The 24,734-nt window shown below is 36.4% G+C and carries 28 protein-coding genes and 2 pseudogenes; 24 read left to right on the forward strand and 6 right to left on the reverse strand.

What is annotated here, in order from left to right:
* The first annotated feature begins 446 nt into the window (after nucleotides 1-446).
* From J2S19_RS01635 to J2S19_RS01695, 13 genes and pseudogenes are all read left to right on the forward strand, one after another.
* Entirely contained in the window at nucleotides 447-1,163 is a 717-nt protein-coding gene (locus J2S19_RS01635; protein WP_307336207.1) for a class I SAM-dependent methyltransferase, read from the forward strand.
* A gap of 174 nt (nucleotides 1,164-1,337) precedes the next feature.
* Nucleotides 1,338-1,672, forward strand: a pseudogene (locus tag J2S19_RS01640) (IS1595 family transposase); the annotation flags it as partial.
* A gap of 849 nt (nucleotides 1,673-2,521) precedes the next feature.
* Nucleotides 2,522-2,722, forward strand: a complete 201-nt coding sequence (locus J2S19_RS01645; RefSeq protein WP_307336209.1) for a helix-turn-helix transcriptional regulator — start codon at nucleotides 2,522-2,524, stop codon at nucleotides 2,720-2,722.
* 4 nt (nucleotides 2,723-2,726) lie between these two features.
* Nucleotides 2,727-3,152: a hypothetical protein gene (locus J2S19_RS01650; RefSeq protein ID WP_307336213.1), complete on the forward strand. Its 426-nt coding sequence runs from the start codon at nucleotides 2,727-2,729 to the stop codon at nucleotides 3,150-3,152.
* A 307-nt stretch (nucleotides 3,153-3,459) separates the two neighbouring features.
* The gene (gene helD / locus J2S19_RS01655; protein WP_307336215.1) at nucleotides 3,460-5,781 is read left to right on the forward strand and encodes an RNA polymerase recycling motor HelD; all 2,322 of its coding nucleotides are present in this window, start codon (nucleotides 3,460-3,462) and stop codon (nucleotides 5,779-5,781) included.
* Nucleotides 5,782-5,989: 208 nt separating this feature from the next.
* Nucleotides 5,990-6,595: a transglutaminase domain-containing protein gene (locus J2S19_RS01660; protein ID WP_307336218.1), complete on the forward strand. Its 606-nt coding sequence runs from the start codon at nucleotides 5,990-5,992 to the stop codon at nucleotides 6,593-6,595.
* A gap of 435 nt (nucleotides 6,596-7,030) precedes the next feature.
* Complete coding sequence (locus J2S19_RS01665) at nucleotides 7,031-8,713, forward strand: diguanylate cyclase domain-containing protein (RefSeq protein ID WP_307336221.1); 1,683 nt, start codon at nucleotides 7,031-7,033, stop codon at nucleotides 8,711-8,713.
* Nucleotides 8,714-9,375: 662 nt separating this feature from the next.
* Nucleotides 9,376-9,669 (forward strand): hypothetical protein, encoded by a 294-nt coding sequence (locus J2S19_RS01670; protein ID WP_307336224.1) that lies wholly within the window; start codon nucleotides 9,376-9,378, stop codon nucleotides 9,667-9,669.
* A 112-nt stretch (nucleotides 9,670-9,781) separates the two neighbouring features.
* Complete coding sequence (locus J2S19_RS01675) at nucleotides 9,782-9,970, forward strand: hypothetical protein (RefSeq protein WP_307336227.1); 189 nt, start codon at nucleotides 9,782-9,784, stop codon at nucleotides 9,968-9,970.
* A gap of 35 nt (nucleotides 9,971-10,005) precedes the next feature.
* Nucleotides 10,006-10,419, forward strand: coding sequence for a hypothetical protein (locus J2S19_RS01680; protein WP_307336231.1), 414 nt, complete (start codon nucleotides 10,006-10,008; stop codon nucleotides 10,417-10,419).
* Nucleotides 10,420-10,502: 83 nt separating this feature from the next.
* The gene (locus tag J2S19_RS01685) at nucleotides 10,503-10,808 is read left to right on the forward strand and encodes a hypothetical protein (RefSeq protein ID WP_307336234.1); all 306 of its coding nucleotides are present in this window, start codon (nucleotides 10,503-10,505) and stop codon (nucleotides 10,806-10,808) included.
* A 122-nt stretch (nucleotides 10,809-10,930) separates the two neighbouring features.
* Nucleotides 10,931-11,278, forward strand: coding sequence for a GNAT family N-acetyltransferase (locus J2S19_RS01690; protein WP_307336237.1), 348 nt, complete (start codon nucleotides 10,931-10,933; stop codon nucleotides 11,276-11,278).
* A 276-nt stretch (nucleotides 11,279-11,554) separates the two neighbouring features.
* The gene (locus tag J2S19_RS01695) at nucleotides 11,555-12,121 is read left to right on the forward strand and encodes a histidine phosphatase family protein (RefSeq protein ID WP_307336240.1); all 567 of its coding nucleotides are present in this window, start codon (nucleotides 11,555-11,557) and stop codon (nucleotides 12,119-12,121) included.
* Nucleotides 12,122-12,152: 31 nt separating this feature from the next.
* Here the strand turns inward: J2S19_RS01695 and J2S19_RS01700 are convergent, their stop codons facing one another.
* On the reverse strand, nucleotides 12,153-12,602 hold the full coding sequence (locus J2S19_RS01700) for a DUF1569 domain-containing protein (protein ID WP_307336243.1): 450 nt from the start codon (nucleotides 12,600-12,602) through the stop codon (nucleotides 12,153-12,155).
* A gap of 211 nt (nucleotides 12,603-12,813) precedes the next feature.
* On the opposite strand from J2S19_RS01700, the gene J2S19_RS01705 reads away from it, so the two are divergent.
* From J2S19_RS01705 to J2S19_RS01715, 3 genes are all read left to right on the forward strand, one after another.
* Nucleotides 12,814-12,954, forward strand: coding sequence for a hypothetical protein (locus tag J2S19_RS01705; protein ID WP_307336246.1), 141 nt, complete (start codon nucleotides 12,814-12,816; stop codon nucleotides 12,952-12,954).
* A 236-nt stretch (nucleotides 12,955-13,190) separates the two neighbouring features.
* Complete coding sequence (locus J2S19_RS01710) at nucleotides 13,191-13,574, forward strand: nuclear transport factor 2 family protein (protein ID WP_307336250.1); 384 nt, start codon at nucleotides 13,191-13,193, stop codon at nucleotides 13,572-13,574.
* Nucleotides 13,575-13,613: 39 nt separating this feature from the next.
* Nucleotides 13,614-14,369 (forward strand): DUF3891 family protein, encoded by a 756-nt coding sequence (locus J2S19_RS01715; RefSeq protein ID WP_307336253.1) that lies wholly within the window; start codon nucleotides 13,614-13,616, stop codon nucleotides 14,367-14,369.
* 43 nt (nucleotides 14,370-14,412) lie between these two features.
* Here the strand turns inward: J2S19_RS01715 and J2S19_RS01720 are convergent, their stop codons facing one another.
* On the reverse strand, nucleotides 14,413-14,679 hold the full coding sequence (locus J2S19_RS01720) for a hypothetical protein (RefSeq protein ID WP_307336256.1): 267 nt from the start codon (nucleotides 14,677-14,679) through the stop codon (nucleotides 14,413-14,415).
* Between the two features lie 197 nt (nucleotides 14,680-14,876).
* Here J2S19_RS01720 and J2S19_RS01725 point away from each other — a divergent pair, with 197 nt between their 5' ends.
* The 7 genes from J2S19_RS01725 to paiA all read left to right on the forward strand — a co-directional run bounded on the left by J2S19_RS01725 (nucleotide 14,877) and on the right by paiA (nucleotide 20,855).
* Nucleotides 14,877-15,734: a hypothetical protein gene (locus J2S19_RS01725; protein WP_307336259.1), complete on the forward strand. Its 858-nt coding sequence runs from the start codon at nucleotides 14,877-14,879 to the stop codon at nucleotides 15,732-15,734.
* A gap of 49 nt (nucleotides 15,735-15,783) precedes the next feature.
* The gene (locus tag J2S19_RS01730; protein ID WP_307336262.1) at nucleotides 15,784-16,482 is read left to right on the forward strand and encodes a hypothetical protein; all 699 of its coding nucleotides are present in this window, start codon (nucleotides 15,784-15,786) and stop codon (nucleotides 16,480-16,482) included.
* Between the two features lie 35 nt (nucleotides 16,483-16,517).
* On the forward strand, nucleotides 16,518-17,177 hold the full coding sequence (locus tag J2S19_RS01735) for a suppressor of fused domain protein (protein WP_307336265.1): 660 nt from the start codon (nucleotides 16,518-16,520) through the stop codon (nucleotides 17,175-17,177).
* 40 nt (nucleotides 17,178-17,217) lie between these two features.
* The gene (locus J2S19_RS01740; protein ID WP_307336267.1) at nucleotides 17,218-18,018 is read left to right on the forward strand and encodes a class I SAM-dependent methyltransferase; all 801 of its coding nucleotides are present in this window, start codon (nucleotides 17,218-17,220) and stop codon (nucleotides 18,016-18,018) included.
* A 133-nt stretch (nucleotides 18,019-18,151) separates the two neighbouring features.
* Complete coding sequence (locus J2S19_RS01745) at nucleotides 18,152-19,123, forward strand: NAD(P)-dependent alcohol dehydrogenase (protein WP_307336270.1); 972 nt, start codon at nucleotides 18,152-18,154, stop codon at nucleotides 19,121-19,123.
* Between the two features lie 742 nt (nucleotides 19,124-19,865).
* Nucleotides 19,866-20,318, forward strand: a complete 453-nt coding sequence (locus J2S19_RS01750; RefSeq protein ID WP_307336273.1) for a MarR family winged helix-turn-helix transcriptional regulator — start codon at nucleotides 19,866-19,868, stop codon at nucleotides 20,316-20,318.
* 21 nt (nucleotides 20,319-20,339) lie between these two features.
* Nucleotides 20,340-20,855, forward strand: coding sequence for a spermidine/spermine N(1)-acetyltransferase (gene paiA / locus J2S19_RS01755; RefSeq protein ID WP_307336583.1), 516 nt, complete (start codon nucleotides 20,340-20,342; stop codon nucleotides 20,853-20,855).
* A 102-nt stretch (nucleotides 20,856-20,957) separates the two neighbouring features.
* Here paiA and J2S19_RS01760 read toward each other — a convergent pair whose 3' ends face one another.
* From J2S19_RS01760 to J2S19_RS01765, 3 genes and pseudogenes are all read right to left on the reverse strand, one after another.
* A complete protein-coding gene (locus tag J2S19_RS01760) occupies nucleotides 20,958-21,455 on the reverse strand; it encodes a DUF3231 family protein (protein WP_307336276.1) in 498 nt (165 codons plus the stop codon).
* 15 nt (nucleotides 21,456-21,470) lie between these two features.
* Complete coding sequence (locus J2S19_RS23645) at nucleotides 21,471-21,659, reverse strand: DUF3231 family protein (RefSeq protein ID WP_370875010.1); 189 nt, start codon at nucleotides 21,657-21,659, stop codon at nucleotides 21,471-21,473.
* Nucleotides 21,660-21,676: 17 nt separating this feature from the next.
* Nucleotides 21,677-21,967: pseudogene (locus J2S19_RS01765) on the reverse strand (DUF3231 family protein); the annotation flags it as partial.
* Nucleotides 21,968-22,434: 467 nt separating this feature from the next.
* On the opposite strand from J2S19_RS01765, the gene J2S19_RS01770 reads away from it, so the two are divergent.
* A complete protein-coding gene (locus tag J2S19_RS01770; protein WP_307336282.1) occupies nucleotides 22,435-22,998 on the forward strand; it encodes a dihydrofolate reductase family protein in 564 nt (187 codons plus the stop codon).
* 78 nt (nucleotides 22,999-23,076) lie between these two features.
* Here J2S19_RS01770 and J2S19_RS01775 read toward each other — a convergent pair whose 3' ends face one another.
* On the reverse strand, nucleotides 23,077-24,588 hold the full coding sequence (locus tag J2S19_RS01775) for a glycosyltransferase family 2 protein (protein WP_307336586.1): 1,512 nt from the start codon (nucleotides 24,586-24,588) through the stop codon (nucleotides 23,077-23,079).
* Nucleotides 24,589-24,734 lie beyond the last annotated feature (146 nt).

Below are 24,734 nucleotides of genomic sequence, written 5' to 3' on the forward strand. Positions count from 1 at the left end.
AGGCATGGTACTTATCTTAACATAGTATACTTTTTCAGTGGTCTCGGACGGTTCTCCTACTTCCTTTTACATAACAGGAACGATTTTTACGTGCTAATTGATAATGAGCTAGCAAAACTATGGATTAGGACCCTAACTATTATAGGAATTCTAGGAATAGGGGAAGGAATATTTCTAGACATGTTTTTCCTTAATTAAATAGAACTTCACCGCCAAAACAATATCACTTATGGTTGAATAATATTTCTTTCAATTTATATTTAGTGCGTGGAGATTTTTAAAGAGGAATGAAGTCTTTGATGTTCTCTTTCTTTTAAATAAGGTTGGTTTTAAATTGGAAGTTTACCTGAATAAAAATAATTTTGCATGTCATGATCCACTTGGAAGGATTATTGAATTACATAATCGAAGTAGTTTATGCCGAAATCTTAAGAAAGAGGTGGAATATGCATAATAGAGTGGTAGACACCTTTAATCAGCTTGCGAGTGTTTATGAACATACAGTAGATACAATGAGTTTGTATAATAGTGAATATGAAAGGCCTGCAATGATGCAGCAATTACCTCAGGATTTACAAGATTTAAATATTCTTGATGCTGGTTGTGCTGCTGGATGGTATACAGAGCAATTGGTAGACCGAGGAGCACATGTAGTTGCAACAGATATCAGCCCTGAGATGGTCAGTGCGACGAAAAGGCGTATTGGAAATAAAGCCAATGTGTTGTGCTTGGATTTACAAGGGGAATTGCCCTTTGAGGACAGAACCTTTGACATCATCATCAGTTCATTAACACTTCATTATCTGAAAGAATGGGGTCCAACATTAAAAGAATTTCAAAGGGTGTTAAAACCTGATGGGCTGTTGTTATTTTCAATTCATCATCCTTTTTCAGATATCAAACTTCTTGGAAACCCTAATTATTATTTTACCGAATTAATCATTGATAAATGGTATAAGGAAGGGAAATACTTTGAAGTACCGTTTTACCGCAGACCTATACATTCTATTATTAATGAAACAGTAAATTATTTTACAATAGAAAAAATTATCGAACCACAACCGACAACGACATTCAAAATGCAAGAACCTGAAAAATATGAAAATCTCATGAAAAGCCCACAATTTCTCATTATAATAGGGAGAAAGCTGGGTGAACGTTGACTGTATCTAGTTAAAAAGGTAGGTCGTTCTAGTAAACAAAAAAACTGCAACCAAGAGGAAGAAGACATATCATTAATAATATGATAATTACTTTAATGAGAACTTTATGATAACGCCAGTAGAGTTCTTCTTCTTTTTTTAAGGCTCTTTTCGCATAAATCGTTGCTTTCTTGACCGACTTTTTTGTTATGCTCAGATATAGCAACGAACTACAAGAAATTCGTTCAAATTATGGCACTTAAACACGAGTCGATGAACCTAAGCAAAGAGGGTTATGTCAAAAGGGCTTCTACCATTTGCAAAATGTCAAAAACTATCATAAATGTCTAAAAGGCTGGATAGATAGATTCCAAGGAGTGGCTATAAAGTATTTGGATATTTAGCTTTACTTGTTCAGCTTCGTTCAGTAAAACAAAAAGTTGGCTGAAAAGGTGCAGATAAACCAAATGCTCCTCTATGCTTGCCAAAATTCAAATAGTATTTCCGCCAATTTCTTACGTGAGATATAAAAAAACAGCCATTCCTATGTTGGAACGACTGTATTTCTTTTCAGTTAAAGCCCTCTTTAAATGAATGGACGGAACACATTCTATTAATATAGCTGACTAACTCAATTTTTCAGGATTTAAAGCATAAAGTTCTATAAAGCCACAGTTAGAACAAACATAACAAGGAGAGACCTCACTCATAGTTTTAGAGTTTACCTTTTCTGTAGATTTATAAACCCTGATTGGGTAGCTATCTAACTTTGCTTCCACCATTGCCGATTCGCATTTAATACAATTTTCCCTCATAATACTCAACCTCCTATTATTTATTCGCCTATTCCGTTTAACTTCTAGTTAGCTAATTAAGCCTCCCTTTATAGAATACCATAAAAAGTAAATAAATGGATAAATTAATGGTAGGATAAGAAAGGAAGGTTTCAGCTTTAAATGAAGCAAAACCCGTCTGAGACCACTGAAAAAGTATACTAATTTTAAATGAGTAACTCTTATCAATTAATTTGTTGTACAGATAAAGTAGGCTATCCTATGTATAGTTTGATTGGAGCTGATTGAGAGACTTCTGCGGGATGTGTGGGAGAGGTCAGACACCGCAGGCGTTTACGCTGAGGGAGGCTCAGCACCCACCCCGCGGAAAGCGAGTACTCGTGCTGCAATCAAACTGAACGTCAACTTTGTAAGATAATACTATTTTTCTATAAACAAGACTTTTTCAGTGGCTTCGAAACGTCCTTGTGCTTCTGAAATGTAACATATATATTGAATTATTCCACATATATGTTACAATGCTCTTAAGGAATATCGCTGGAAGGAAGCAGAACCGTCCCCATGCTTCCGAGGAGGGTGGAAGCTTTGGAGAATAATGTGAAGATTGCGAGGACGTTAGTTGGGTTGACGCAGCAGCAGTTGGCTGAGAGGGTTGGTGTTACAAGGCAGACGATTAGTTTGATTGAGAAGGGGAAGTATAATCCGTCGTTAAAGCTTTGTCTGGAAATTTGTTATGTGGTGAATAAATCGTTAGATGAAGTATTTTGGGTAGAAAAGGGGGAGTAGGGGTATGAAAAAAATCAAGGATGAGCGGTTAGTATTACAAAACTTAAAAAATGTTCGGATTGCATATCTGATTCAAACGTTGGGGATCCTCGGTATTTTAGGCTATGATTTAATCACAAAAGGTGTCGAAGGAATGAGAGAGAACCCCCTTTGGCTTGTGTTTATGATTACGACAGTTATTTCCGCCTATTTATCTATGAGTATAGGTGTCGATCATGAGAAAAAAACAAATGAGTCGAAAAAAAGTATAACCATATCACTCATTGTCATTACGATTATATCAGCAACGGTCGGAGTGCTCGTATCAATTACAGATGGCGGTATGTTAGGAATGATTACTGGTGGAATTATCTTTCTATGTAGTCTTATACCTGTTCTCTATATCGATTATCTTCGTAAAAAAAGAAAAGCTGAAGATATAGAGGATTAATTTTATATGAAAAAAAAGTCGGTTCCTTCGCTAGGAATTCGACTTTTTTGGTTTTTTTTAATTGTGTGTTATGTAGTAATTTTGGGTATGTATTTACAGAAGAAGGACAAATGTTAATTTGAATAGACAGAGGATACACAAAAAGAATTCTATTCTTATCATTGAAAAGAATGAATTCTTGTGGTAAATTTATAAAGATGCACATCGAATGTACATTATATGACATATTTATCCCTATATTAATTATACGATGTACGTTGTATGTTAGTCAACCCTAATATAAAACTTTTTTTCGAGGAGTGTTGCTATGAGCTTGGATTTAAAGCAGGAGCAAAAACGGGTAGAACACGTAATGGAGTCAATTGAGAAGGAAATTAACAGATTAGAAGAAGAAACGACTCGACGTAAAAATGAAGTTGTTCATATTCGTAAACACTTCTGGGAGGAAGTTAAGGTTAATACGGATACGTTTGATGATTTTCTTGAAACAATTATCGGTTTGCGACAAGAGGCTCAAGCGTTGTCTGTAAGCCAAAGCACTCATAGACACGCCTCTAAACGACTAGCAACGCTGCGCCGTATGAAAGAGATTCCCTATTTTGGCCGAATTGATTTTATCGAAGAAGGAAATTCCTCACATGAAAAAATTTATATTGGGATATCTTCACTTAGTGATTCGAGTGGAGAAGATTTTCTCATTCACGACTGGAGGGCTCCTGTTTCTAGTGTTTATTATGATTACCAGCCAGGACCGGCTTCGTATCAAACACCTGGTGGCACTGTTTATGGGACTTTGGAGAAAAAGTATCAATACCTTATTCGTGGTGGCATTCTTCAATCGATGTTCGATACGAGTCTTACGATAGGAGACGAAATTTTACAACAAGTCCTGGGCAAAGGTACCGATAAACAGATGCATAATATCGTAGCAACCATACAGCAGGAACAAAATCGGATTATTCGCCACGATCAGGGCAGGCTTCTTATTGTTCATGGAGCTGCAGGCAGTGGGAAAACATCAGCTGCTCTGCAACGAATTGCTTATTTACTCTATAAATATCGAGAAAGTTTACATGCTGACCAAATCATTCTATTTTCACCGAATTCTATGTTTAGTAACTATGTTTCGAATGTGCTTCCTGAGCTAGGAGAAGAGAATATGCAGCAGGTTACTTTCCAGGAATACTTGGACCATCGGCTAAGTAGAGCGTTCAAAATTGAAACTCCGTTTGAGCAATTGGAATATGTATTGACGCAAGCAAATAGTCCTTTCTACAAAACAAGACTTGCGAGTATTCGATTTAAAGCTTCTACCTCTTTCTATGAGGTAATTCAAGCTTATCGACAATCATTAGAATCATCGGGCATGATTTTTAAAGATATTTCGTTTAAGGGAAAACCAATTGTGACAGCCCAACAAATTATAGCCAGGTTTTATGAATATGAACCTTCACTCCGCTTCCATAATAGGCTTGAAAAATTGCAAGAATGGTTGCTGGAACAAATTCAGGCATTTCAAAAGGTTGCAAGGAAACAGTCGTGGGTACAGGAGGAAATTGAGCTTCTTAGCAATGAAGAATATCATAAAGCACGTGTCTATTTAGCGAGAAAACGCGGGTTTAATCGAGAAGAAATCGCCGACTATGAAATCGAGCCAAAAGCACTTGCTCGCTTAATTGTTCATAAAAGATTGAAGCCGTTACGAAAACAAATTCGTCAGCTTCAATTTATTGATTTAAATGGTATTTATAAACAGTTATTTGCTAACCCAGAGATAATTAGACAATTAAAAGAAGAATATATTCCACCAGACTGGCCTAGTATTTGTCAACAAACGGTGATCAAGCTAAGCAATAATCTATTATCTTATGAGGATGCAACACCGTTTTTACTGTTGAAGGAATTGATTGTTGGTTTTCATACGAACAGTTCAATTAAACAAATTGTTATTGATGAAGCTCAAGATTATTCACCTTTACAATTTGAATTTTTAAAGCGATTATTCCCTGCAGCGAGGATGACAGTATTGGGCGATTTTAATCAAGCGATTTTTGCCCACGCTAGTGAACATGTAGATTTCAATTCACTTACAAGCCTTTACGGACGTGAGAAAACCGAGGTCATCAATATGACGAGGAGCTATAGGTCGACAAAACCTATTATTGAGTTCACACGTAGACTCATTCCAAATGGAGAAAAAATAACTCCGTTCGAACGAGATGGTGACAAACCAATTTTAAAACAAGTAGTTGACCATGTTGAACTGCACCGTTGTATTACCTCCAAAGTCACACATTTGCGTAGTCTAGGATTTAGTAGTATTGCGATTATATGTAAATCTGCTGAGGAAAGTAGTCAAGCATATCAAACACTATCAGGCATTGATGATTTGAAGCTGATAAAAAGCAACTCTAGTGAATATGGACAAGGAGTTGTTGTCATACCGACCTATTTATCTAAAGGAATCGAATTTGAAGCTGTGATTATTTATGATGCATCTGAGCATGTATACGGTGATGAGAACTTGCGTCGAACTTTCTACACTGCCTGTACGAGGGCTATGCGTTTTTTACAGCTATACAGTGTTGGTGAACCGAGTCCATTTTTACAAACTGTGCTAAAGAGATAGTTTCATTGAAGGTTGACTAAACAAGGTTTGATTCTTTCAACATACACCGATAAATAGAATGGGAAGCTACTTTTCGTTCTGTTTATCGGTTTTTTTGAGGCGCATTTCTTAATAGAATTAAAAAACAATAGATAATACTGAAAAAGGTGGTTGTATAAATATACAATATGATGTATTATAATGTAAATTTCTTAAAGAGGTGAATCCAATGCAACTTATTCCTGAATCAACTGAGTTGAGCAATTATCTAGAAGAAACTGAAGTTGTTAACTTTTCACATCCATCGATTCAAAATGTACGTCACCAATTGTTTCATGGCAAAACAGAACTTGAGAAGGTGGAAGCAGCATTTCACTTTGTTAGAGATGAAATATCGCATTCGTGGGATATTCAAAGTAACAGGATTACGTGTAAAGCTTCTGACGTGCTTCAATTTAAGGAAGGGATATGCTATGCAAAGGCTAATTTGCTTGCAGCATTGTTAAGGGCGGAAGGGATTCCGACTGGTTTTTGCTACCAACGGCTCACGATATTTGATACACCGGAGCAAGGCTACTGTCTTCATACATTAAATGGGGTATACATACAGCCGTTGAAGCGCTGGATTCGTCTCGATGCCAGAGGAAATAAACAAGGTGTTCAAGCTGAATTTTCAATAAAAGAAGAAAAACTTGCCTTCGAGATTCGAGAACAATTCGATGAAAAGGACTATCCAATCATCTACACAAAGCCGAATGAAAAAACGATTACAGCATTAGAAACAAACATGGAAATCCGACAATTGTATACCAATCATTTACCAGATGCCTTATAGGGATGCGTGAGGCAGTTTAACTAAATCAGTCTAATTACACGAGGTCTATATGCAAGAAATTATTCAGTGGTTTGCAGCTTATGTATAAGGTAAATTCCTGTCAACCCGTTGTTAGCGATTATCTCATGTTGAAAGCAAAACCTAAGGATAACTAATCGAAAAAATATAAAGCTGAAGAAGTAATCAACAACAATCGGACCTTATAAAAAATATTCCATTGATCAACTATATCACTCTCCATCAAATGGTAAATAGTAATATGGATCTATCTATTTTCAAAAATCACAACTAAAGCATTATATGCTTAAATGGAATAATACATATATGATTACATTAATAATTTGTAATACACATAATGGTAGTAGAACATATATTCATTGTTATCTAATATTTCTATTTTTATCATGAATTATTGTCCTGGAGTGGTGTGAGACGATGGAAGGTATAGAGAAGTACAAAGAACTTTTAGAAGTAAATCATGCGGTAATCTTTCAACTTAGTGTAGATGGCGTGTTTACGTCATTGGATAAGAAATGGGAACAATTAACGGGGCTAAAGGTATCTGAGACATTAGAAACGCCTGTCGTGGATTATATTTATGAGGACGATAAAAGAACGTTTCTAGACATTTTAAAGGTTCTGGTAGAAGCACAACGAGATGGAATACATCATGAAATCAGATTTTATGTAAATGGAAAAGATGTGGAGAATACGCATTTATTTATAAAGGGAAACTATGATGATCATCAAAAAGTTGCATCTTTTTCTGGAACGATTGCATCATTGTCCTCTCGTGTGATGGATGTTGACGACTTCAGAGAAAATTTTGAAAATTATCGCTTAATATCGGAGCATATGAATGATTTGGTTTCCGTTCTAGCTGCGGATGGTTTAGTTCTTTATGCATCACCTTCACATACAACGATTCTAGGAAGAAATTTAGATGATTATGTGGGGAGTTATCCAATTCAACATATCCATCCTGATGACCAGGAACGAGTATTTCACTTTTTTGTGAAAATGGTAGAGAAATGGTCAACGTTAGAAATAGAGTACCGCTGCTTGCATAATAATGGGGAATGGCGTGATTTGGAAATGAAGTGCACGCCAATGAAGGGACCAAAGGGTGATCTGCAGATTGTTTCAGTAAGTAGGGATATTACTGTAAGGAAAAGGGCTGAGGAAGAGTTACGACAGACAACAAATAAGCTTGAGACGTTAATAGCCTCACTACCTTACGGGGTACTAGTTGTCGATGCCAATGGAATGATTACTTTATTTAATAATGCATTTTTAGATATATTTTTTAGAGGGCAGAAAAAAGAATCTATGTCTGAAGAGGAACGCGAGAACATCATTCAAAAATCTTATGATATATTTGAAAACCATCACGATTTAAATACAAAAACTAATGAAATAACAAAAAATCGTTTAAACTATCCGTCAGAGGAAATGGAGATAAGTGATGGAAGAGTTGTTGAACGTGAGGGAATCCCAATAATAGAAGCTGAACGCTTTGATGGCTATCTATGGATTTTCCGAGATGTAACAGAAAAGAAACGTTCCGAGAAAAAGTTGAAGGAAGCGAATGAAATTCTTCAAAAGCTCTCAATGATTGACGGGTTAACAGGAATCCCAAATCGACGCTCATTTGATATTGCACTGCAAAAGGAGTGGGAAAGATTAACCGACTTATCAGAACCACTCTCCTTACTGCTATTTGATATCGATTATTTCAAATCCTTCAACGATATTTACGGTCATCAAGCAGGGGATGCTTGTTTAAAGGAAATCGGACAAATACTTAATAATTTTCCACTACATCCACATGACATAGCTGCTCGATATGGAGGCGAGGAATTTGTAATCCTCCTACCAGGTAAAAGTGAACAACAGGCTTTTGAAATTGCCAGTGAAATTCAAGAAGAGGTTAAAAAGAAGCAAATCCCTCATAAAGGGGCTAACCATTCAGAATATTTAACTCTTAGTATTGGCATCTCTACATTAATTGCAACGACATTAGAAAAACCAGAAAAACTTGTAGAAGAAGCAGACAAAGCCTTATACGAAGCAAAAAGAAACGGCCGAAATCAAATTAGAGCTTATGTTCAGAGATGAAGCAAGGGGACGGTTCGAAGCCACTGAAAAAGTATACTGATTTCAGATAAGTATTAACTCTTAAACAATTTATTGTACATTTAATGTGCTTATCCTCCGTATAGTTTGGTTGGAGCGGAAGTGCGAGACTCCTGCGGGATGAGTGGGAGAGCTGAGACCCCGCAGGCGTTTGCGCTGAGGAGGCTCAGCACCCACCCCGCGGAAAGCGAGTACTGCAGCGGAAATCAAACTGAACGTCAACTTTGTGCGATAAATTCTATTTTTCTAATAAGAATACTTTTTCAATGGTCTCGGACGGTTCCTCTGCTTCCACGATAAAAAGGCTTGACAGTGTGACCACGAAACAAAAAACACTGTAAAGAATTATAAGAGAAAATGGACTGTATTTCGTTAACATATGAAACCCGAGAATCCTGTTATTTAACAATTTTCTCGGGTTTTTTGCAGCATTTTTGAACTTACTAAAGAGTCCAGTGACATTACCATTCAAATAAGTGAAAAAAGTTCATGTTATTTAGTACAAGGCCTGCAAAAGATGTCAAAATACGTAACTTTTCAATACCATTTATACCCAAATGTGTTAAAGTTGAATAAGGAATCTTTAAGTATAATAAAAAACGAATCAACATCAATCTGACAATACCTTGTAGGGAGGTTACGATGTGGAAACAGTAACTTTGACAGAATGGTTAAAAGGAAACCATCTCACTGGAAACGAAATTGACTTCCTCGTTACACTCATACCAACATTCACTTTTTTACAACACAATCCTGAGAAAAAAGCTCAAGCTTTTAGCATGTTAGCGGAACAATTTCCAGACTTTTACGTGAATCCAGAAGGAAACTACATGGAATATGATGTGATAAACACTACGATTCAAAAAAATATCCCAGGTAAGATTTCTACTAAGGAAGTTTTGAGGCGGATGTCTGAACAAGGGTTATGTAGGTCATAATGTCAATCTATCCTTCACAACATAAGTAGAGAAGCACCACTAACGAAAAATGAAACAAATGACGGAGTAGGAACGTAGAAATATATAGACTTTCATGCAGTAGGAGGATGGGATGAACAAGTTAAACAAATTATCTAATGTTCTACTATTCATTGGTCTTGGATTAACTAGTGTAGGGTTAATACATATTTTAGATGTTTCAGACCATGTCTTTTTTAAATACACGTATGGGGCCGGTTTTCTGCTAATTGGATTAAGTATATTACTGAGTGTTTTCCCAATAAGAAGGAAAAGTAGATGATTTAGTAGTTAAGAGCAAACGAAGGATGGGGTATCATGAAAGGTTCTGAGTATTGGCTAGATGTTAATATAACGAAAGCAGATTTTAATAGATTGATAAAAAAATTATTGCCGCAAAAGAGAGTCCTATATGCATACATTCCGGAATCCTATAACGATTTTCTTACAGAAATGTCAACAAAGTTTGTTACAATTAAAAAGATTATTGATGATAAATATACTTATCCGAAATGTGTTTATACATTAGGATACATTGAAGATGATGAATTGGAATTTGCATTTGAATTTTTTGAGAGAGCTAGTATTATTCGTTTTGTTATTGCTACTGAAACGATTTGTGTTAACGGAGTAGAGGAAGATTTAGAAAAGTTCTACGATTTCTTTATGGGGGAAAACACACCTCATATTACGATAGGACCAGATCAACAGTATGTTACATATTATAGTTAAGTTTTTTATAAAAGGTTTGTAATCTTTTACATATTAATTTTTATTTAAAGCTACTCTTCTTGTGAACTGGATGGGGGTCCATAATGAAAAAAAGCCGATTTGCTCTATTCTTTATTCTCTCATGTGTTGTTGTTTTGTTTGGATATTTTCATTTTTTGAAAATGAATTTAGATAATCGAGTTGTTGAACATTTAATAACCGAGCAACATATCCCAAAAGATACAATTATTTCTACAGAGCCATTTATATCAAACTTAGAAGGAAATAAACATTTGATGGTCAGCGTAAAATTGAAAAATGATGATAGAACGTATTTTTATTATAAGGGCAAAGAGAATAATATTATTTTAGAATCTTATACCGGAAATGGAACGGAATATGTACAATGAACAATTACCGTTACGTCACTAATTTTTATGATGTTACTGTCTTTTAAACCGAGATGTGGAGGTACTATCTTGACTATTAAATGACTAAACTCCTCTGAAAAACCATTTTTGCAGCAAATCTCATGAAACTATATCAAGATGCTGGCTGGTGGGCTGAACGTAGTGAACAGCATATTGCAGAAATGTTAAGCAATGTACCAGCAGTTGGTGCATGGAAGGATGATACTCTGGTTGGATTCGCAAGAGCTGTTACAGATGGAAAATTTAGAGCATACATAGAGGATGTTGTCATCCATCGTTCATATCAAGGTACAGGATTAGGAACAAAACTAGTATCAACATTGCTAGAGGAACTAGCACATATCGATGTCGTTAGTTTATTTTGTGAGGAACAGTACATACCTTTTTATGAAAAGAACAGGTTCAAATATAGTAAGTCGCATTTTGTAATGCATAGGTTGAAAGGGTAAGTCGATTATAAAAATAGTAAAGTATTGATGATAGGAGAAGATGATATGAACGTTAAAAACTTATTTTCTAAAAGATTAACAATTTTACAGCGTATTTCGATTATCGTATCTATGTTTTTTATCGTAGGGTCATCGTTAATTTTTTGCTCAAAGTTATTTTAACAATAAGGAGATAAGCCTATTTACAGACCAATGTTATAATGCCGGTGGTTCTCCAACAGTTGAAATGACACCTTTGAATTTAGGTTATTCATTCTCATGTGTGGGGGAAGAGTGATGGAATTATATTTTATCCGGCATGCGCAAGCACAACACGTACTAAATCCGCCCGAAAGCTTACAACTAAAAGACCCCTCTTTAACGAGTACTGGAGAAAATCAAGCAAGGAAACTACACGAGATTTTTCCTATTTCTAAAGAAGATTTGCTGATTATTAGTCCACTGAGGCGTACGATTCAAACTGCGTTAGTATGGACAAATGATGTAAAGTGTCAAATGATTGTTAGCCCACTAGTTGGACCTAGAATGTTCCCGTTATTATCAGCAGCAGATGCTTATGCTTGTGACGAGAGCTTATCGAGACCAATGATTGAAAGAGATTTTCCTCAATTAGAGGTAGTAAATTGTGATCATTGGGAAAAAGGTATTAATGTGATATCAGAGCCTGAGTTTCAACAGTTAGCTGAACAATTTATTAATTGGTGCAGAGACTTTCGTCAAGATAAAATCTACATAGTTTCCCATGATGGAACAATTACTTCCTATCGTCAATTTTTAGGTGAGTCTGTTACACGGGAAGATTTTTTAGGGGATACTGGCTGGTATCGAGTTAATGTTTATTAAGATCCTTCAATATTTGGCTAGTTCCTTTTTGTTATACACCAAACTGTCCTAAATGATGGTCAAGATGCTTGTAGATTCCTTTTCCCCATTGTTCGGGAGTTAGTTTTCCGAAAAAAGGATGTGGCAGATTTGTACAATACTCTCGTCCTGTCTTTTGAAAAGCTTTTATTTTTTGTATCAGCTGCTCCTTTTCGAAAACAAAGTCTTTTTCACTTGTCATTAATGTCGTTGGAATCGTAGACATATTATGAGGTAAAGGCTTGTCATTATAAAAGATTGGCTTTGCAAATCTGCCTACGAAGATTCCTAACCAACTTCTTTGAACTTTTGATTCTCCTGTAGCGATGTCTTGAAACGAAGAGCAATGAGCAAGCATTTGAGCTGCATTCATTTTTCCCCACTTTGGTTGTGCATTTTCGTTTAAGTTTTCAATGCGATTTAATACTTCGTTTGTATATAAAACTTCAAAAATACTTTTCATTAAAATCATTCCTTTCCTGATAGTTGCGGTAACGTTGGTACTTGTTAATAGAGTAATTCAACTGTACGTCTATTTTTTCCTGCTTACAAATGAGCTCTAGACAAGGTTTTTTCAGATAGTTAATTGTAAGGGCTCTTTTCTAAGAGATTGTGGCTTTATGCACTAACCTTTTTAAGGGTTTGTTGGAGCGGAAGTGCGAGACTCCTGCGGGATGCGTGGGAGAGGTGAGACCCCGCAAACGTTAACGCTGAGGAATACGAAAAGCGTAGGCGGCTTGCCCATCGACGTACAAACTGGAGGGGCATCGACTAAAGATTTAGGAATCACGATGAGCCGAATGGCGAATCGATGATGACTTATCGTAGGGAGGTGACCTGAAGTTTGCTAGTCGATAGCCGCCGGAGCTAGACAGGCTCAGCACCCACCCCGCGGAAAGCGAGTACTGTAGCGGAGACAAACCCTAAACGACAACTGAGTTAAAAGCAACAATGTTTACGATAACAGCCATTGTAAAAATCCTTAATTAATTTTCAGTACTATCCATTATAAATGTGGAATATTCTGGTACAATAAAAGGGAGGGTTTGTGATGAATACGAATGAAATAAAACAACTAATTGAGAAATATATATACGCCTACAATGGTTTCGACATTGAAGGGATGATAAAACTACTGCATACAGATATCCAATTTCGAAATTATACAAATGGAGTAGTTGATACAGAAGCTAAAGGGATTGAAGCATTTAGGGAGCTTGCTGAACATGCTGCGAATTTGTTTACCAGTCGCTGTCAGACGATTACGGACTTTGCTGTCATAAACGACAAGATTATAGTGGGAATTGACTATGTGGGGATTCTTGCGGTTGACTTGTCTGTTGGACGAAAAGCAGGGGATGAGTTGCGGCTAAAAGGGAAGTCTGTCTTTCAAGTAAAGGATGGGAAAATAGTAGATATTGAAGATTATAGTTAACGATTTTACTTGATAGGATGAAAATAGAGGAGAAAAAATATGATCGTCATAAAAGCTGGAGATTATTTAAAAATGACTTCCCAACATGACCATGCGAATTTTTCTGGGGAACTCGCTACACATTTTGCTGATGACTGGTTTATCGATTGCAAGCGTAAAGAATCCGTTATCCGGGCGATAAGTGAACATGACCGTGCTTGGATACGCTTGGACGATGTACCTTTATGGAATGATCAGACGAATCTGCCTTATTCATTTATGGACTATCCTTTGTTCCAGAAGTTGGCGATGTACAGCAGAGGGATTGATGAAGTCGAGGAAATGGATCCATATGCAGCTTTGTTATGCAGTATTCACTATACTTCCTTCGGTCACATCCGTCGGTCGAAACAACAAGATTGTATCGATTACATGAATCATGAGCTTAAGCGACAAACAAGGTTAAGGACATCTTTACATAATCCGGATGATGCGATGTTGGATAGACATTATAAACTATTACAGTTATGCGATGAGCTCTCCCTTTACGTATGCCTTAATAAAGATGGTGCATCAAAAGCGGAGGAACATCCGTGGTATGTTAATGGTTTTGAAACAGAGATAAATGGGCAACGATTTCAAGCGGAATGGAAAAGCACGTCTGAAATTAAGATAACGCCGTTTCTGTTCAAGGAAGAATTTGAAATTGTTTTTAAAACGAAGTATGTTGCGACAGATATGAGAGAAAAAATTGGGATAAACGCCGCATATTATTGTACGAATGACACGCTAAAAAAATTAATGGTCATCCGGTGAGTAAAGTCTAGTAGGGCAATTTTTGTGTCACTTCGGACGTAGCTTATTCTTGACTAGTCTTTTTAGCGTATTCATATTTCCTCGGGATAAAATAAACCAACATTCCGATACAACTGAACGTAAACATCCGTGCATCAACTTCCGGAAATTGCGCGGTTAAGAAATACCATATAGAAAAAGTGATAAATATTAACGCAAATCCTGTTTGAAGTTCCCCGAACTTTGCGATTGTTCGTTTTCTCATGTTAAAGAATGGTTCAATGACACACTCTAAAATCAATATGAATAATAACGGAATAATGATAACCACGTTAAACCCTCCTCGTGTTTAAAACTATCATACCATTTTGCATAAAAAAGAAACATACTCCAAAACAATGATTATACTCTATTAATACAGGAATTCTATAACTCTTGTTTAACGTAGGGGTTTGTCGAACGATTTGAAACGAATTCCATTTCTATACGTATTATTATCAATAAATAGTGAAGTAAGGAAGTGCTGTGATGCAAAAATCTAAGATAAGTATTTTCGATATTTTTGCCTATTATCAAGATGAAGGCTTTTATTATAAATATATTCCTGAAAACTTATTAAACTACATAAATAAAAAATATGATGTGCCAAAAGAGGAAACGATTATTGCGTTTTTACATTGTGGATTTAAAACAGGGCTTTGCTTTACAGAGAAGGGTGTCTATTGGAAATTGTTTGGACAAGCAAAAGGAAAAAGCAAAGGGATGTTTTCGTGGGAGTATCTGAAGCAAATAGAGGATTTTAAAATTGAAAAAGATAACTTCTATCTAAATAAAGAGAAGGTTTTGATGATAGCAGGTACGTCATACCCCCCGAATGACCTTGTTCAATTATTTGAAGAAATTAAGTGGAAATGTTTTGAAGAGGAAGATTTCTTAACTATGGATATAAATGTGGAAAACGATTTTTCTTTTAATCTGAATGAAGTGTTACGTCTTTGTACTACCTTTAAAGGAAATGAGGATTGCCTACTTTGTATGATGTTAAACATAGATGTCAAGACTTCTGACGCACTTTCTCAGAAAACAAGAGCTTCTTTAATAAAGAAAAATAATATGAGTGAAGATGAAACGTTAATTGCCTACGTTAATACCTATATGGGAATTGGGACAAATGGGGTAACGATTACTGAAAAGGGTGTTTTCTTTTCTCGAGAGTTTTTGTCGGTATTTTATCCGTGGCATATTTATAAACAAATTAACTTCGAATACAATCATGAGAGTAATAAATTGTTAATAAATGATAGAATTGTGATGAACCTAAGCTGTTCGATTATAAAGGCTGATGACATCGTGTTATTTTTAGGGCAGTTGCAAAAGCAAGTGTAAAATATAATATATTTATCTACATTATCTTCGTGTAAGTGTGGTGAACTCTTTGATAGAACTTATTCTGCTATTCGCATTACTGTTGTTAACACAGCTTGCAAGATACCTTGTATATGGTGCATTTGAGCCACTTACATTTGCCTCGCTTTTTCTGTTGCCAGCATCATCTTACGTACTCTACCTAGTCAGTAAGAAATTTGCTGACAAGGAACGTGCGTATCAGCCTAAAAATATCAAGGGGTGGTCGTTTTACAATATTCAAAAATCATTGATGATTAAAAAGCCACTTTTTCATGGGGATAGGGATAGAGGGTATATAAAACGATATTTTCCAAAGAAGTGGCAATATGCATTTGCAGATATATTCGGCTTTAATTGGTACTTATGCTTAGAGATTAGCATAGACAATGATACATATAACGTGCAATGGTATCGTAAAAAGTGGTTTACAAATCAGGAGCATTGGTACATTTTCAAAAATGGTGTTCAAATTGGTTCAGCACGAACTCTAGTGAATCTTAAAAATACGTCAAAATTAAAAGAAAGTATCTCCTTTGCATTTACTGATACAGAGTATGTATCTCAGGCAACAACAATTTCCACTACGATTCAGTTAACAGAGAATGATAGGGTGATAGGGACGCTCAAACGCAATCATTTATTAAGCAATGTTCAAGTGATTGATGTAAAAGAAGACCAACAAGAAGCGTTAATCGCCTTAATTGTTCATTCATATAATTTTAAATAGAAAGAAAAATGACAAAAGCAAACGAGGAGAAATTATTGAATGTAGAAGAGTATAATAATCGTGCAAAAATAGAAGAAGATTGGGCACCAGGCTGGGAAGCAATTGACGAAGCATTTGAGCAATTATATCCGAATCAAACACCTGCACATTTCGGAACGAACTTACATGCCCGAGCGGTTTTTGGTGGTGACCAATATCTAGATGGATATAGTATCTATGCTTCACCAAATGGCTACAAACATATTGTTTCATACGGATTGACCGAGCTTTATACGAATGAGGAGGCTTTCGGTGGTGAATGGAGCGGCTGGGGTTATGAAATGACTTTTAAGCTTTCGGAGGAATCAAATGAGGAATGTATGTGGGCACTGGATATGTTTGCGAATCTTGCCCGCTATACAAATACACAAAAACGATATTTCGAACCTCTTCAATTTATCGGAGGGAATGGAACGTCAATTAAGCTTGGTTCGGATTCAAAAATCACTGCATTACTTATTGTCAACGATACGGAAGCGAAAGCGATGAACACGGTTCACGGCAAAGTTGATTTTCTGCAATTAGTCGGAATCACAGAGCGTGAATTGGATGTCCTTAAACAAGACCGTACACAAGCAGCTGTACTTGTTGAGAAAATGAAACGAGATAATCCATTTTTAGTGACAGATATGAGTCGTACTTGTTCATTTTTATAAAAGGGGACAGTCCCCCTAAAATGAGAAGGGTTGAGGTTAGATGAGTAGAGTAAATAGCAAATATGATGTGATTGGAAAGACATATAACCAGACTAGAAAACCAGATGAGAGAATCGTAAACACGATAATCGAACAAATGAACCTGAATAAGCCTGCAACCATTGTAGACATCGGAGCCGGTACAGGGAATTATAGTTATGAACTGGCCGAGCGAGGTTTCAATGTCTTGGCTGTAGAACCTTCAAAAGTAATGAGGGATCAGGCAACGCCACATGCAAATATGACGGTGATGAATGGAGTTGCTGAAAATATTCCACTTGCCGATGCAATGGCCGATGCTGTCATTTGTATCCTTGCAACACATCATTTTCAAGACTTAGAAACTGCCTTTCATGAGATGAGCCGAATCTTAAAGGAGAATGGAAAGTTAGTCATGATGATTGCAGACCCGCGCCTTTGTGGCAGTGATTGTTGGGTAGCTACTTATTTCTCTCCAATTTTTGAACAGGCCTATAAAGTGTATAAACCTTTAAACGAGGTCACAGATATTTTGAGTCATGTGTTTAAGAACAAGGTACAAATCTTACCGTTTCTAGTCCCCCATGATATTGAAGACAAGTTCTTCGTTTCAGCGTGGAGAAAGCCGGAATACTATTTACAAGCATCATTCCGGGCTGGAGTATCGCCATTGGCAAATGCACCAGCAGAAATTCTAACCCCAATTTTAGAGCAATTAACAGATGACTTAGGGAGTGGCCAATGGGAAAAGAAGTATGGTCACGTTTTAAAACAAGATGTTTATGAGGGTGGTTATCGGTTTTTAGTTTGTGAGAGAAAGTGAATAAATAGAAGATACTAGCGTTTGATGCGACAATTATATCATGCGAATTACCTATTAAAAAGTACTAACTAATGGTCTAATTATTCGTCATCATCGTATGATATATGGAATCTAACGAATTTGAGGTGAATGAATGAAAGCAGTTGTGTACACAAGGTATGGTAGCCCCGATGTTCTTGAACTTAAACAAGTTGAAAAACCGATACCGAAAGAAGATGAGATTTTAGTAAAGATAAAAGCTACTACTGTAACAGTAGCAGATATCCGTTCGCGAAGTTTTACTGTTCCTCCTGAGTTTTGGCTTCCTGCACGGTTAACACTCGGTCTGACAAAACCTAAAAAAGAAATTCTAGGTGTCGAGTTAGCTGGTGAAGTAGTGGAAGTTGGTCGCGATGTTAAACGGTTTAAAGAAGGTGACCAAGTTTTTGCAGCATCGTTAATTAGATTTGGTACGTATGCTGAGTATATTTGCTTGAAGGAAGATGGTCCTGTTGCGATGATGCCTTCTACTATCTCCTATGGAGAAGCTGCTGCACTTCCAATTGGAGCACGAACAGCATTATTTTTTCTTAAGCTAGCGGGATTGAAGAGCGGTCAATCGGTTTTGGTTTATGGGGCTTCGGGTAGTGTGGGCAGTTATGTCGTACAACTTGCCAAACATCTTGGGGCAACTGTTACAGGAGTTTGCAGTACAAAAAACGTAGAATTAGTAAAATCTCTCGGTGCGGACAACATCATTGATTATACTGCAGAGGATTTTTCCAGTGCAGACGAAATATATGATGTCATTTTTGAAGCAGTGAACAAAAGTTCCTTTTCAGCTTGTATGAAAGTGTTAAAGAACAACGGTACGTACATAAATGTAACAGAACCGCTCCCAACAGTTGAAATGTTATGGACGAAATTGACGAGCAGTAAAAAGCTAATACTGAGCCGAAATTCTCCTGAAACGTCAGAAGCACTAGATTATTTAAAAGAACTCATTGAAACAGGGAAGTTGAAAGTGGTCATTGACAGGGCTTATTCTTTGGATAAAATTGTTGATGCTCATCGTTACGTTGAGGAAGGGCATAAGAGGGGAAATGTCGTGATTAATGTGGAATAGTTTAGTAGCTAATTGAGGAGTTAGTCACCATTAGACTGACTATGTATGTTTTAGTCGAAAGCGAATAAGCTTAATCAGGTTAACTAGTGTATTTATTAGTTGACCTTTTTTTATTAGTAGCTAGATTTGGAGAATGACTATTTAAAGTATAATAGATAGTTTGTCTATAGGAGATGAAGACGGAAACGTGAGAGAGGTAATTTGGGGAAATCCTTCATTAATGTGATGAAGACGACTGTGGGTAAGGGAAACTTGAGGAAAGTTCTTCATAGATTAGATAAAGTTGAAAATGCGTAAGTGGGATTTAGGATATGTTTAAAAATGCGATGAAGCCCAAAACGAGTAAAGAAATAAATGGAAATGTCCTTCATAAATGTGATGAAGTCCAAAACGAGTAAAAAAATAAATGGAAATGTCCTTCATAAATGTGATGAAGCCCAAAACGAGTAAAGAAATAAATGGAAATGTCCTTCATAAATGTGATGAAGTCCAAAACGAGTAAACAAATAAATGGAAATGTCCTTCATAAGTGCGATGAAGCCCAAAACGAGTAAAGAAATAAATGGAAATGTCCTTCATAAATGTGATGAAGTCCAAAACGAGTAAAGCAGAAATTGAAAATGTCCTTCATAAATACATAACTGGACTTATCTTTCTATTGAGTATATTTTTGTTGCAAATACAACATAATATCACGTAAAATAATGGTGTATTTGCAACAAAATTAGCTAAGGAGATTACTATGAACGATATTCTTCGTGAAATTGGGATGATTGCGAGGGCATTAGATTCGATTAGTAATATTGAATTTAAAGAATATGACTTGACGAAGGGTCAGTATTTATACCTTGTACGCATATATGAAAACCCTGGTGTCATACAGGAGAAGTTGGCTGAGATGATTAAGGTAGACCGGACAACAGCAGCACGTGCAATTAAAAAACTTGAACAGAATGGTTTTATTGAAAAGAGGCATGATGATCATAATCAGAAAGTAAAAAAGCTATTTCCAACAGAGAAAGGGAAAGCGATTTATCCATTTATTAAAAAGGAACATGACCATTCTAATAAGATTGCTCTTGATGGGTTTTCACGGGAGGAAATTGATAACCTCTTTCAATCTCTGCAAAGAGTGAGAAGAAATATCGAAGTTGATTGGGAGCTTGTGAAAAAGGGTCATAAACGAAATTATTAATGAGAAGGGACTAAATTGAAAATGATGTTAAGCTTTAAAGAATGTACGGATGAAGAAATCTTATTGCTACAAAAAATTAGTATCGAAACATTTGATGAAACGTTTAGGGAACAAAATAGCCAAGAAAATATGGTAGCGTATTTGGAAAAGGCATTTAATTTACAACAATTAAAAAATGAATTATCCAATGCATCTTCACAATTTTATTTTGTATATGTGGATGAAAAAGTGGCGGGATATGTAAAGGTCAATACCGCCGATGCCCAGACTGAACAAATGGGGGATGAAGCGCTTGAGATAGAACGGATATACATTAAAAGTCAATATCAAAAACACGGACTTGGCAAATACCTGCTAACGAAAGCAATTGAAATAGCTAAGAAGCAAAATAAAAAGCACATTTGGCTTGGAGTTTGGGAACGAAATGAAAATGCGCTGGCGTTTTATAAGAAAATGGGATTTGTTCAAACGGGTGCTCACGCATTTTATATGGGTGATGAAGAGCAAACAGATTTTATTATGACATTGTCTCTATAATATTATTCAGTTTTACCACGGTTTTTTCATAAAAAGGAGCTTATCAAAACTCCTTTTTATTTTATACTCATTAGGGTATTTGTGTTGGAATTCTAGTTATTTTTATGATTGTCCTAGCTTCATACGATTTTCTGCTAATGGTGGCTGCTCAAGCCAGTGATGCTCGATCATGATGTTGACCCATTCATTTCCGATTTTTAAATCTTCCATTATCGAGGTCATGTATTTTGGAGATAGGTCCCGTCTAGGGGAGGTTGCCCAACCAGTCCCGTAATAAACCATGGCTGATGAGAACAAAAAGCCTATTTGAAACATCCATAACTTATCAGAAAAAGGCGAGAGTGTAGAATCAGTTAATTCAGCATCTAGGATTGGTGGACTAGGAAGTTTTTCTGCCAATAGAACTTCAAAAAAGGTTTGAACATGATTTTCTTTCATTTTTACTGCTTTTTGAAAAAACTTTTTGACCTTATTTGACTTTGCAACTTGATTGGCTGCAACGACAATTGCCTTAGCAAGGATGCTTTTCTTTAAATTAAAGTATATATCAGTGATTTCGATACAGCTTAATGCTCTTTTATCTCCAAACCAGCCTGTCAAATAGTGTTTATCATCCTAGTTTGAACGGTCTGGTGGTTGAATCGTCGGTGGACGATAATAAATGCCTTTCTGGAGCATGATATCTTTTGTTCTGTTGACTAATTCAGTTGTAGTTTCCAAACAGTTTGTGAAATATTTTCGCACATCTGCTCTCGTACTTGTCGTAACTGCTCCTGTATACCCGTGACAACCGTGTAGAGACATAATATTAATGTAATGCAAGCATAAAATATCAGAAAAAAGGCGTGGGGTATTTGGAGTGTAATCATAATCCTTAAATCCAATTGGAACGGGAAGCCTTCTACTTGGAAGAACTCTTTTATCTTTTCAAGATGATTGTTGCTTAGTGACATTCCGTATTCAAATACATTTAGAATAGCAGCATCCTCGATATGTTCCATCATATGCTTATGAAAGCAAATACTCGCCGTTTCATTAACATATTGTGTCCACAGTGCAGCGATTTCAGCTGAAGTCAATTTAACATTCTGTGCTTGTTGCAGTGTTAACACCTCACGATTTCCTCATGATTTATTCATATGGTAACCAAGAATTTGAAATACATTCGAATTCCGTTACTTAAGAAATCTGGTTTTCTAATCAAACTCGAAGCTATAATGATGATGAAAAAGAAGATGAATAATTAACGGATTAATCATATAAACTAGCCTTAGTGTTTTCTATAAAACACTACATTTCTAAGTGTGGAGGGAGATACTTTGAATATTCTTTTAAGTACCATTATTGGCTTAATTAAAATGGGTGTTCAAGTTAATGAGATGTTACAGAGCTTACTCTTAAAGGTACAACAGTTGTTAAGAGTCCCTTCACTAGCATAAAGTTCTGTAAAGAATAGATGTCAGAGGTGAGCAATCGTTGCTCACCTTTTATCTTATAACAAAATTGTAACACTACAAGGAATCTTTCTTCGTTATAATGTATGAATTGAAAGCTTTTTATATAAAGGGAGGAAGAGTGAGTGTCCAACATCATAAGACCAAGAAGAATCCTGTTAGATTTAGCGGTTAGTCTAGACGGTTTTATTGAAGGGGAAAATGGCGAAATTGATTGGTGCATCATGGAGCCTGAGATGGGGTTTCATCATTTTTTAAACCAAATCGATACAATTTTCTATGGAAGAAAAAGCTATGAGTTATGGGGACAAATTACTCCGGAGGAAAATGATCCTGATAAAGAGCTGCGGGAAAAAATTAACAGTAAAGCCAAATATGTGTTTTCACGACAAAAATATATAGATCATCATAACGTCATTTACATAAACGATCACATTCTTGATGAAGTGATGAAAATAAAGAATACGCCTGGTAAAGATATATGGCTTTATGGAGGGGCGAGCTTAATTACAGATTTTGTTAAATTAGGACTTGTTGATGAATTTAGATTATCCGTCCACCCTGTTATTTTAGGTAAAGGAAAGCCATTATTTACGGATTTAGACGACAGATTAAATTTGAATCTAGTTGAGACGAAGAAGTATTCTTCGGGCGTTGTGCAATTAATCTATCACGTAAAAGGGGATTGATTTTTTTATAACCCCAGTAAATGTGCCGATTATTTACTGGGGTCGTTAGTATAGGGAATGAGTACTACCGTTATCTCATTAAGCAGTAACTTTTCCACGTAATGTCCAAATTTGATAAAACATATGTGCACTCGCGATAATGGTTAGAATCGTTAATGTAACCCAGCCCGTCATTAAATAAGGCTGTAAAGCAGCTTGAACGGGTTCACTCGTTAAATAGTCTCGATGATCTATACATAGGTAGACAACACCTGAGATGGCTAGGATTATCACGATAATCCCTTGTATGAGTTTGCTTTGGGTTTTACCTCTTTCGGCATTGTATTGATTAGCCCAACCGTCTTTTTTATTTGCTGACAGCTTGCCGAGCCATACTTGTGAGAAGGTTATCAAGTTGGCCCATAAGTAGAGTTCGGGACTAATCAGCAGTGCAGCAAGGATGACATCAATTGGGCGATGCATTGGTGTTTTAATCGCGAGTATTGTATTTAATACAGATGCTAAGGCGATCGGTGTGAGCCAAAACCATGACCAGTAAAATTGATCTGTCGCAAAAGCAAGGGCCAGTAATACGATAAATAGCACACGTGTAATCAAGTCCATGAATGTTTTTAGCTCAGAACGCCAGATTTTGCCGATATGTCTAGTCTTGACGCCGATGTCATTATTTGTTAATAGCTCGACTGTTCCTGACTTCCATTTGTTACGTTGTTGTCTGAAAGTATGATACGACCGCATCGCATCAACAAAACAGCGTGCATCAGGGCTGATTAATGTTTTCCAGCTTGATTTTTGCAATTGCCACGTTAGCAGCATATCCTCCACATCACTATCATTTTGCCATGGTCCGTCAAGTTTATTTTCGTTGACAATGTCTTGCAATGCTTCAGGACGGAACAATGTCGCTTGACCACCAAGTACATATGTACTTCCGCCATGGTATTGAAGGTTTAACAACCAGCTTGCCATGTCTTGCTTTTGTTGATGGGTCCACCATCTGGTAATCGGACCACCATATTCGCCACTTGAAATTTTTTCCTCATAATGTACATCGTCTTTTGAAAGCAAGCTCTTTTTCTTTGGCATTCGCATCGTATATTTCGCCATGACACCGCCAATATTCCGTGCACTGCTTAAACCTTCCCATAAAGATTTTAGCGCACCAGGTGCTAAACGGCTATCGGCATCCATGCCAAGGATGGCCTTGACAGATTTTTGGTAAAGATGCTGATAAATAGATAGTTGCCGATCATATAAATCTAGTACATCACCATAAATATACTTCCAGCCGTGGTTTAATGCCCCAACTTTACGAAGCTTATTGTTTTCTGTCGTTAATACCTTAACGTTTAATTGAAATTCTTCTGCCGCCAGCATTGCCTTTTCTTCGGTTCGGTCGGTACAATTATCAGCAACTACAATGATATCTAGGTCTAAGTTTTTCGGTAATGATTGATCGGCTAGCCCTGCTAGGCAATCTCGGATTGATTTTTCTTCATTGTGCGCGGGGATAATCGCGACAATTCGAGGCTTCATATACGTGTGCTTCACACCAGGTACTTGGAAGATGTTATCACGATTAAGTTCCATTTGTAAGGTATCATAAATCCTATTCGTAGTTTCAGGTACATCCATTATGATTCTACTCATCCAACTTAACTCCAATCTTTTTATATTTTTTTATTTTTTAAGCAAGGATTTCGTTCAAAGAACACATTTGTTCTTTTTTGAGAACT

Source organism: Metabacillus malikii (assembly GCF_030813355.1).
Lineage (GTDB): Bacteria > Bacillota > Bacilli > Bacillales > Bacillaceae > Metabacillus > Metabacillus malikii.

What these genes read in the sequence shown, in the direction of transcription:
- J2S19_RS01750 (WP_307336273.1), top strand. Translation starts at nt 19,866, where the DNA reads ATGAACGATATTCTTCGTGAAATTGGGATGATTGCGAGGGCATTAGAT.
- J2S19_RS01775 (WP_307336586.1), bottom strand. Translation starts at nt 24,588, where the DNA reads ATGGAACTTAATCGTGATAACATCTTCCAAGTACCTGGTGTGAAGCAC.
- J2S19_RS01680 (WP_307336231.1), top strand. Translation starts at nt 10,006, where the DNA reads ATGAAAGGTTCTGAGTATTGGCTAGATGTTAATATAACGAAAGCAGAT.
- J2S19_RS01740 (WP_307336267.1), top strand. Translation starts at nt 17,218, where the DNA reads ATGAGTAGAGTAAATAGCAAATATGATGTGATTGGAAAGACATATAAC.
- J2S19_RS01660 (WP_307336218.1), top strand. Translation starts at nt 5,990, where the DNA reads ATGCAACTTATTCCTGAATCAACTGAGTTGAGCAATTATCTAGAAGAA.
- helD (WP_307336215.1), top strand. Translation starts at nt 3,460, where the DNA reads ATGAGCTTGGATTTAAAGCAGGAGCAAAAACGGGTAGAACACGTAATG.
- J2S19_RS01685 (WP_307336234.1), top strand. Translation starts at nt 10,503, where the DNA reads ATGAAAAAAAGCCGATTTGCTCTATTCTTTATTCTCTCATGTGTTGTT.
- J2S19_RS01690 (WP_307336237.1), top strand. Translation starts at nt 10,931, where the DNA reads ATGAAACTATATCAAGATGCTGGCTGGTGGGCTGAACGTAGTGAACAG.
- J2S19_RS01650 (WP_307336213.1), top strand. Translation starts at nt 2,727, where the DNA reads ATGAAAAAAATCAAGGATGAGCGGTTAGTATTACAAAACTTAAAAAAT.
- J2S19_RS01710 (WP_307336250.1), top strand. Translation starts at nt 13,191, where the DNA reads ATGAATACGAATGAAATAAAACAACTAATTGAGAAATATATATACGCC.
- J2S19_RS01675 (WP_307336227.1), top strand. Translation starts at nt 9,782, where the DNA reads ATGAACAAGTTAAACAAATTATCTAATGTTCTACTATTCATTGGTCTT.
- J2S19_RS01705 (WP_307336246.1), top strand. Translation starts at nt 12,814, where the DNA reads ATGCGTGGGAGAGGTGAGACCCCGCAAACGTTAACGCTGAGGAATACG.
- J2S19_RS01665 (WP_307336221.1), top strand. Translation starts at nt 7,031, where the DNA reads ATGGAAGGTATAGAGAAGTACAAAGAACTTTTAGAAGTAAATCATGCG.
- J2S19_RS01700 (WP_307336243.1), bottom strand. Translation starts at nt 12,602, where the DNA reads ATGAAAAGTATTTTTGAAGTTTTATATACAAACGAAGTATTAAATCGC.
- J2S19_RS01635 (WP_307336207.1), top strand. Translation starts at nt 447, where the DNA reads ATGCATAATAGAGTGGTAGACACCTTTAATCAGCTTGCGAGTGTTTAT.
- J2S19_RS01745 (WP_307336270.1), top strand. Translation starts at nt 18,152, where the DNA reads ATGAAAGCAGTTGTGTACACAAGGTATGGTAGCCCCGATGTTCTTGAA.
- J2S19_RS01725 (WP_307336259.1), top strand. Translation starts at nt 14,877, where the DNA reads ATGCAAAAATCTAAGATAAGTATTTTCGATATTTTTGCCTATTATCAA.
- J2S19_RS23645 (WP_370875010.1), bottom strand. Translation starts at nt 21,659, where the DNA reads ATGTCTCTACACGGTTGTCACGGGTATACAGGAGCAGTTACGACAAGT.
- paiA (WP_307336583.1), top strand. Translation starts at nt 20,340, where the DNA reads ATGATGTTAAGCTTTAAAGAATGTACGGATGAAGAAATCTTATTGCTA.
- J2S19_RS01695 (WP_307336240.1), top strand. Translation starts at nt 11,555, where the DNA reads ATGGAATTATATTTTATCCGGCATGCGCAAGCACAACACGTACTAAAT.
- J2S19_RS01715 (WP_307336253.1), top strand. Translation starts at nt 13,614, where the DNA reads ATGATCGTCATAAAAGCTGGAGATTATTTAAAAATGACTTCCCAACAT.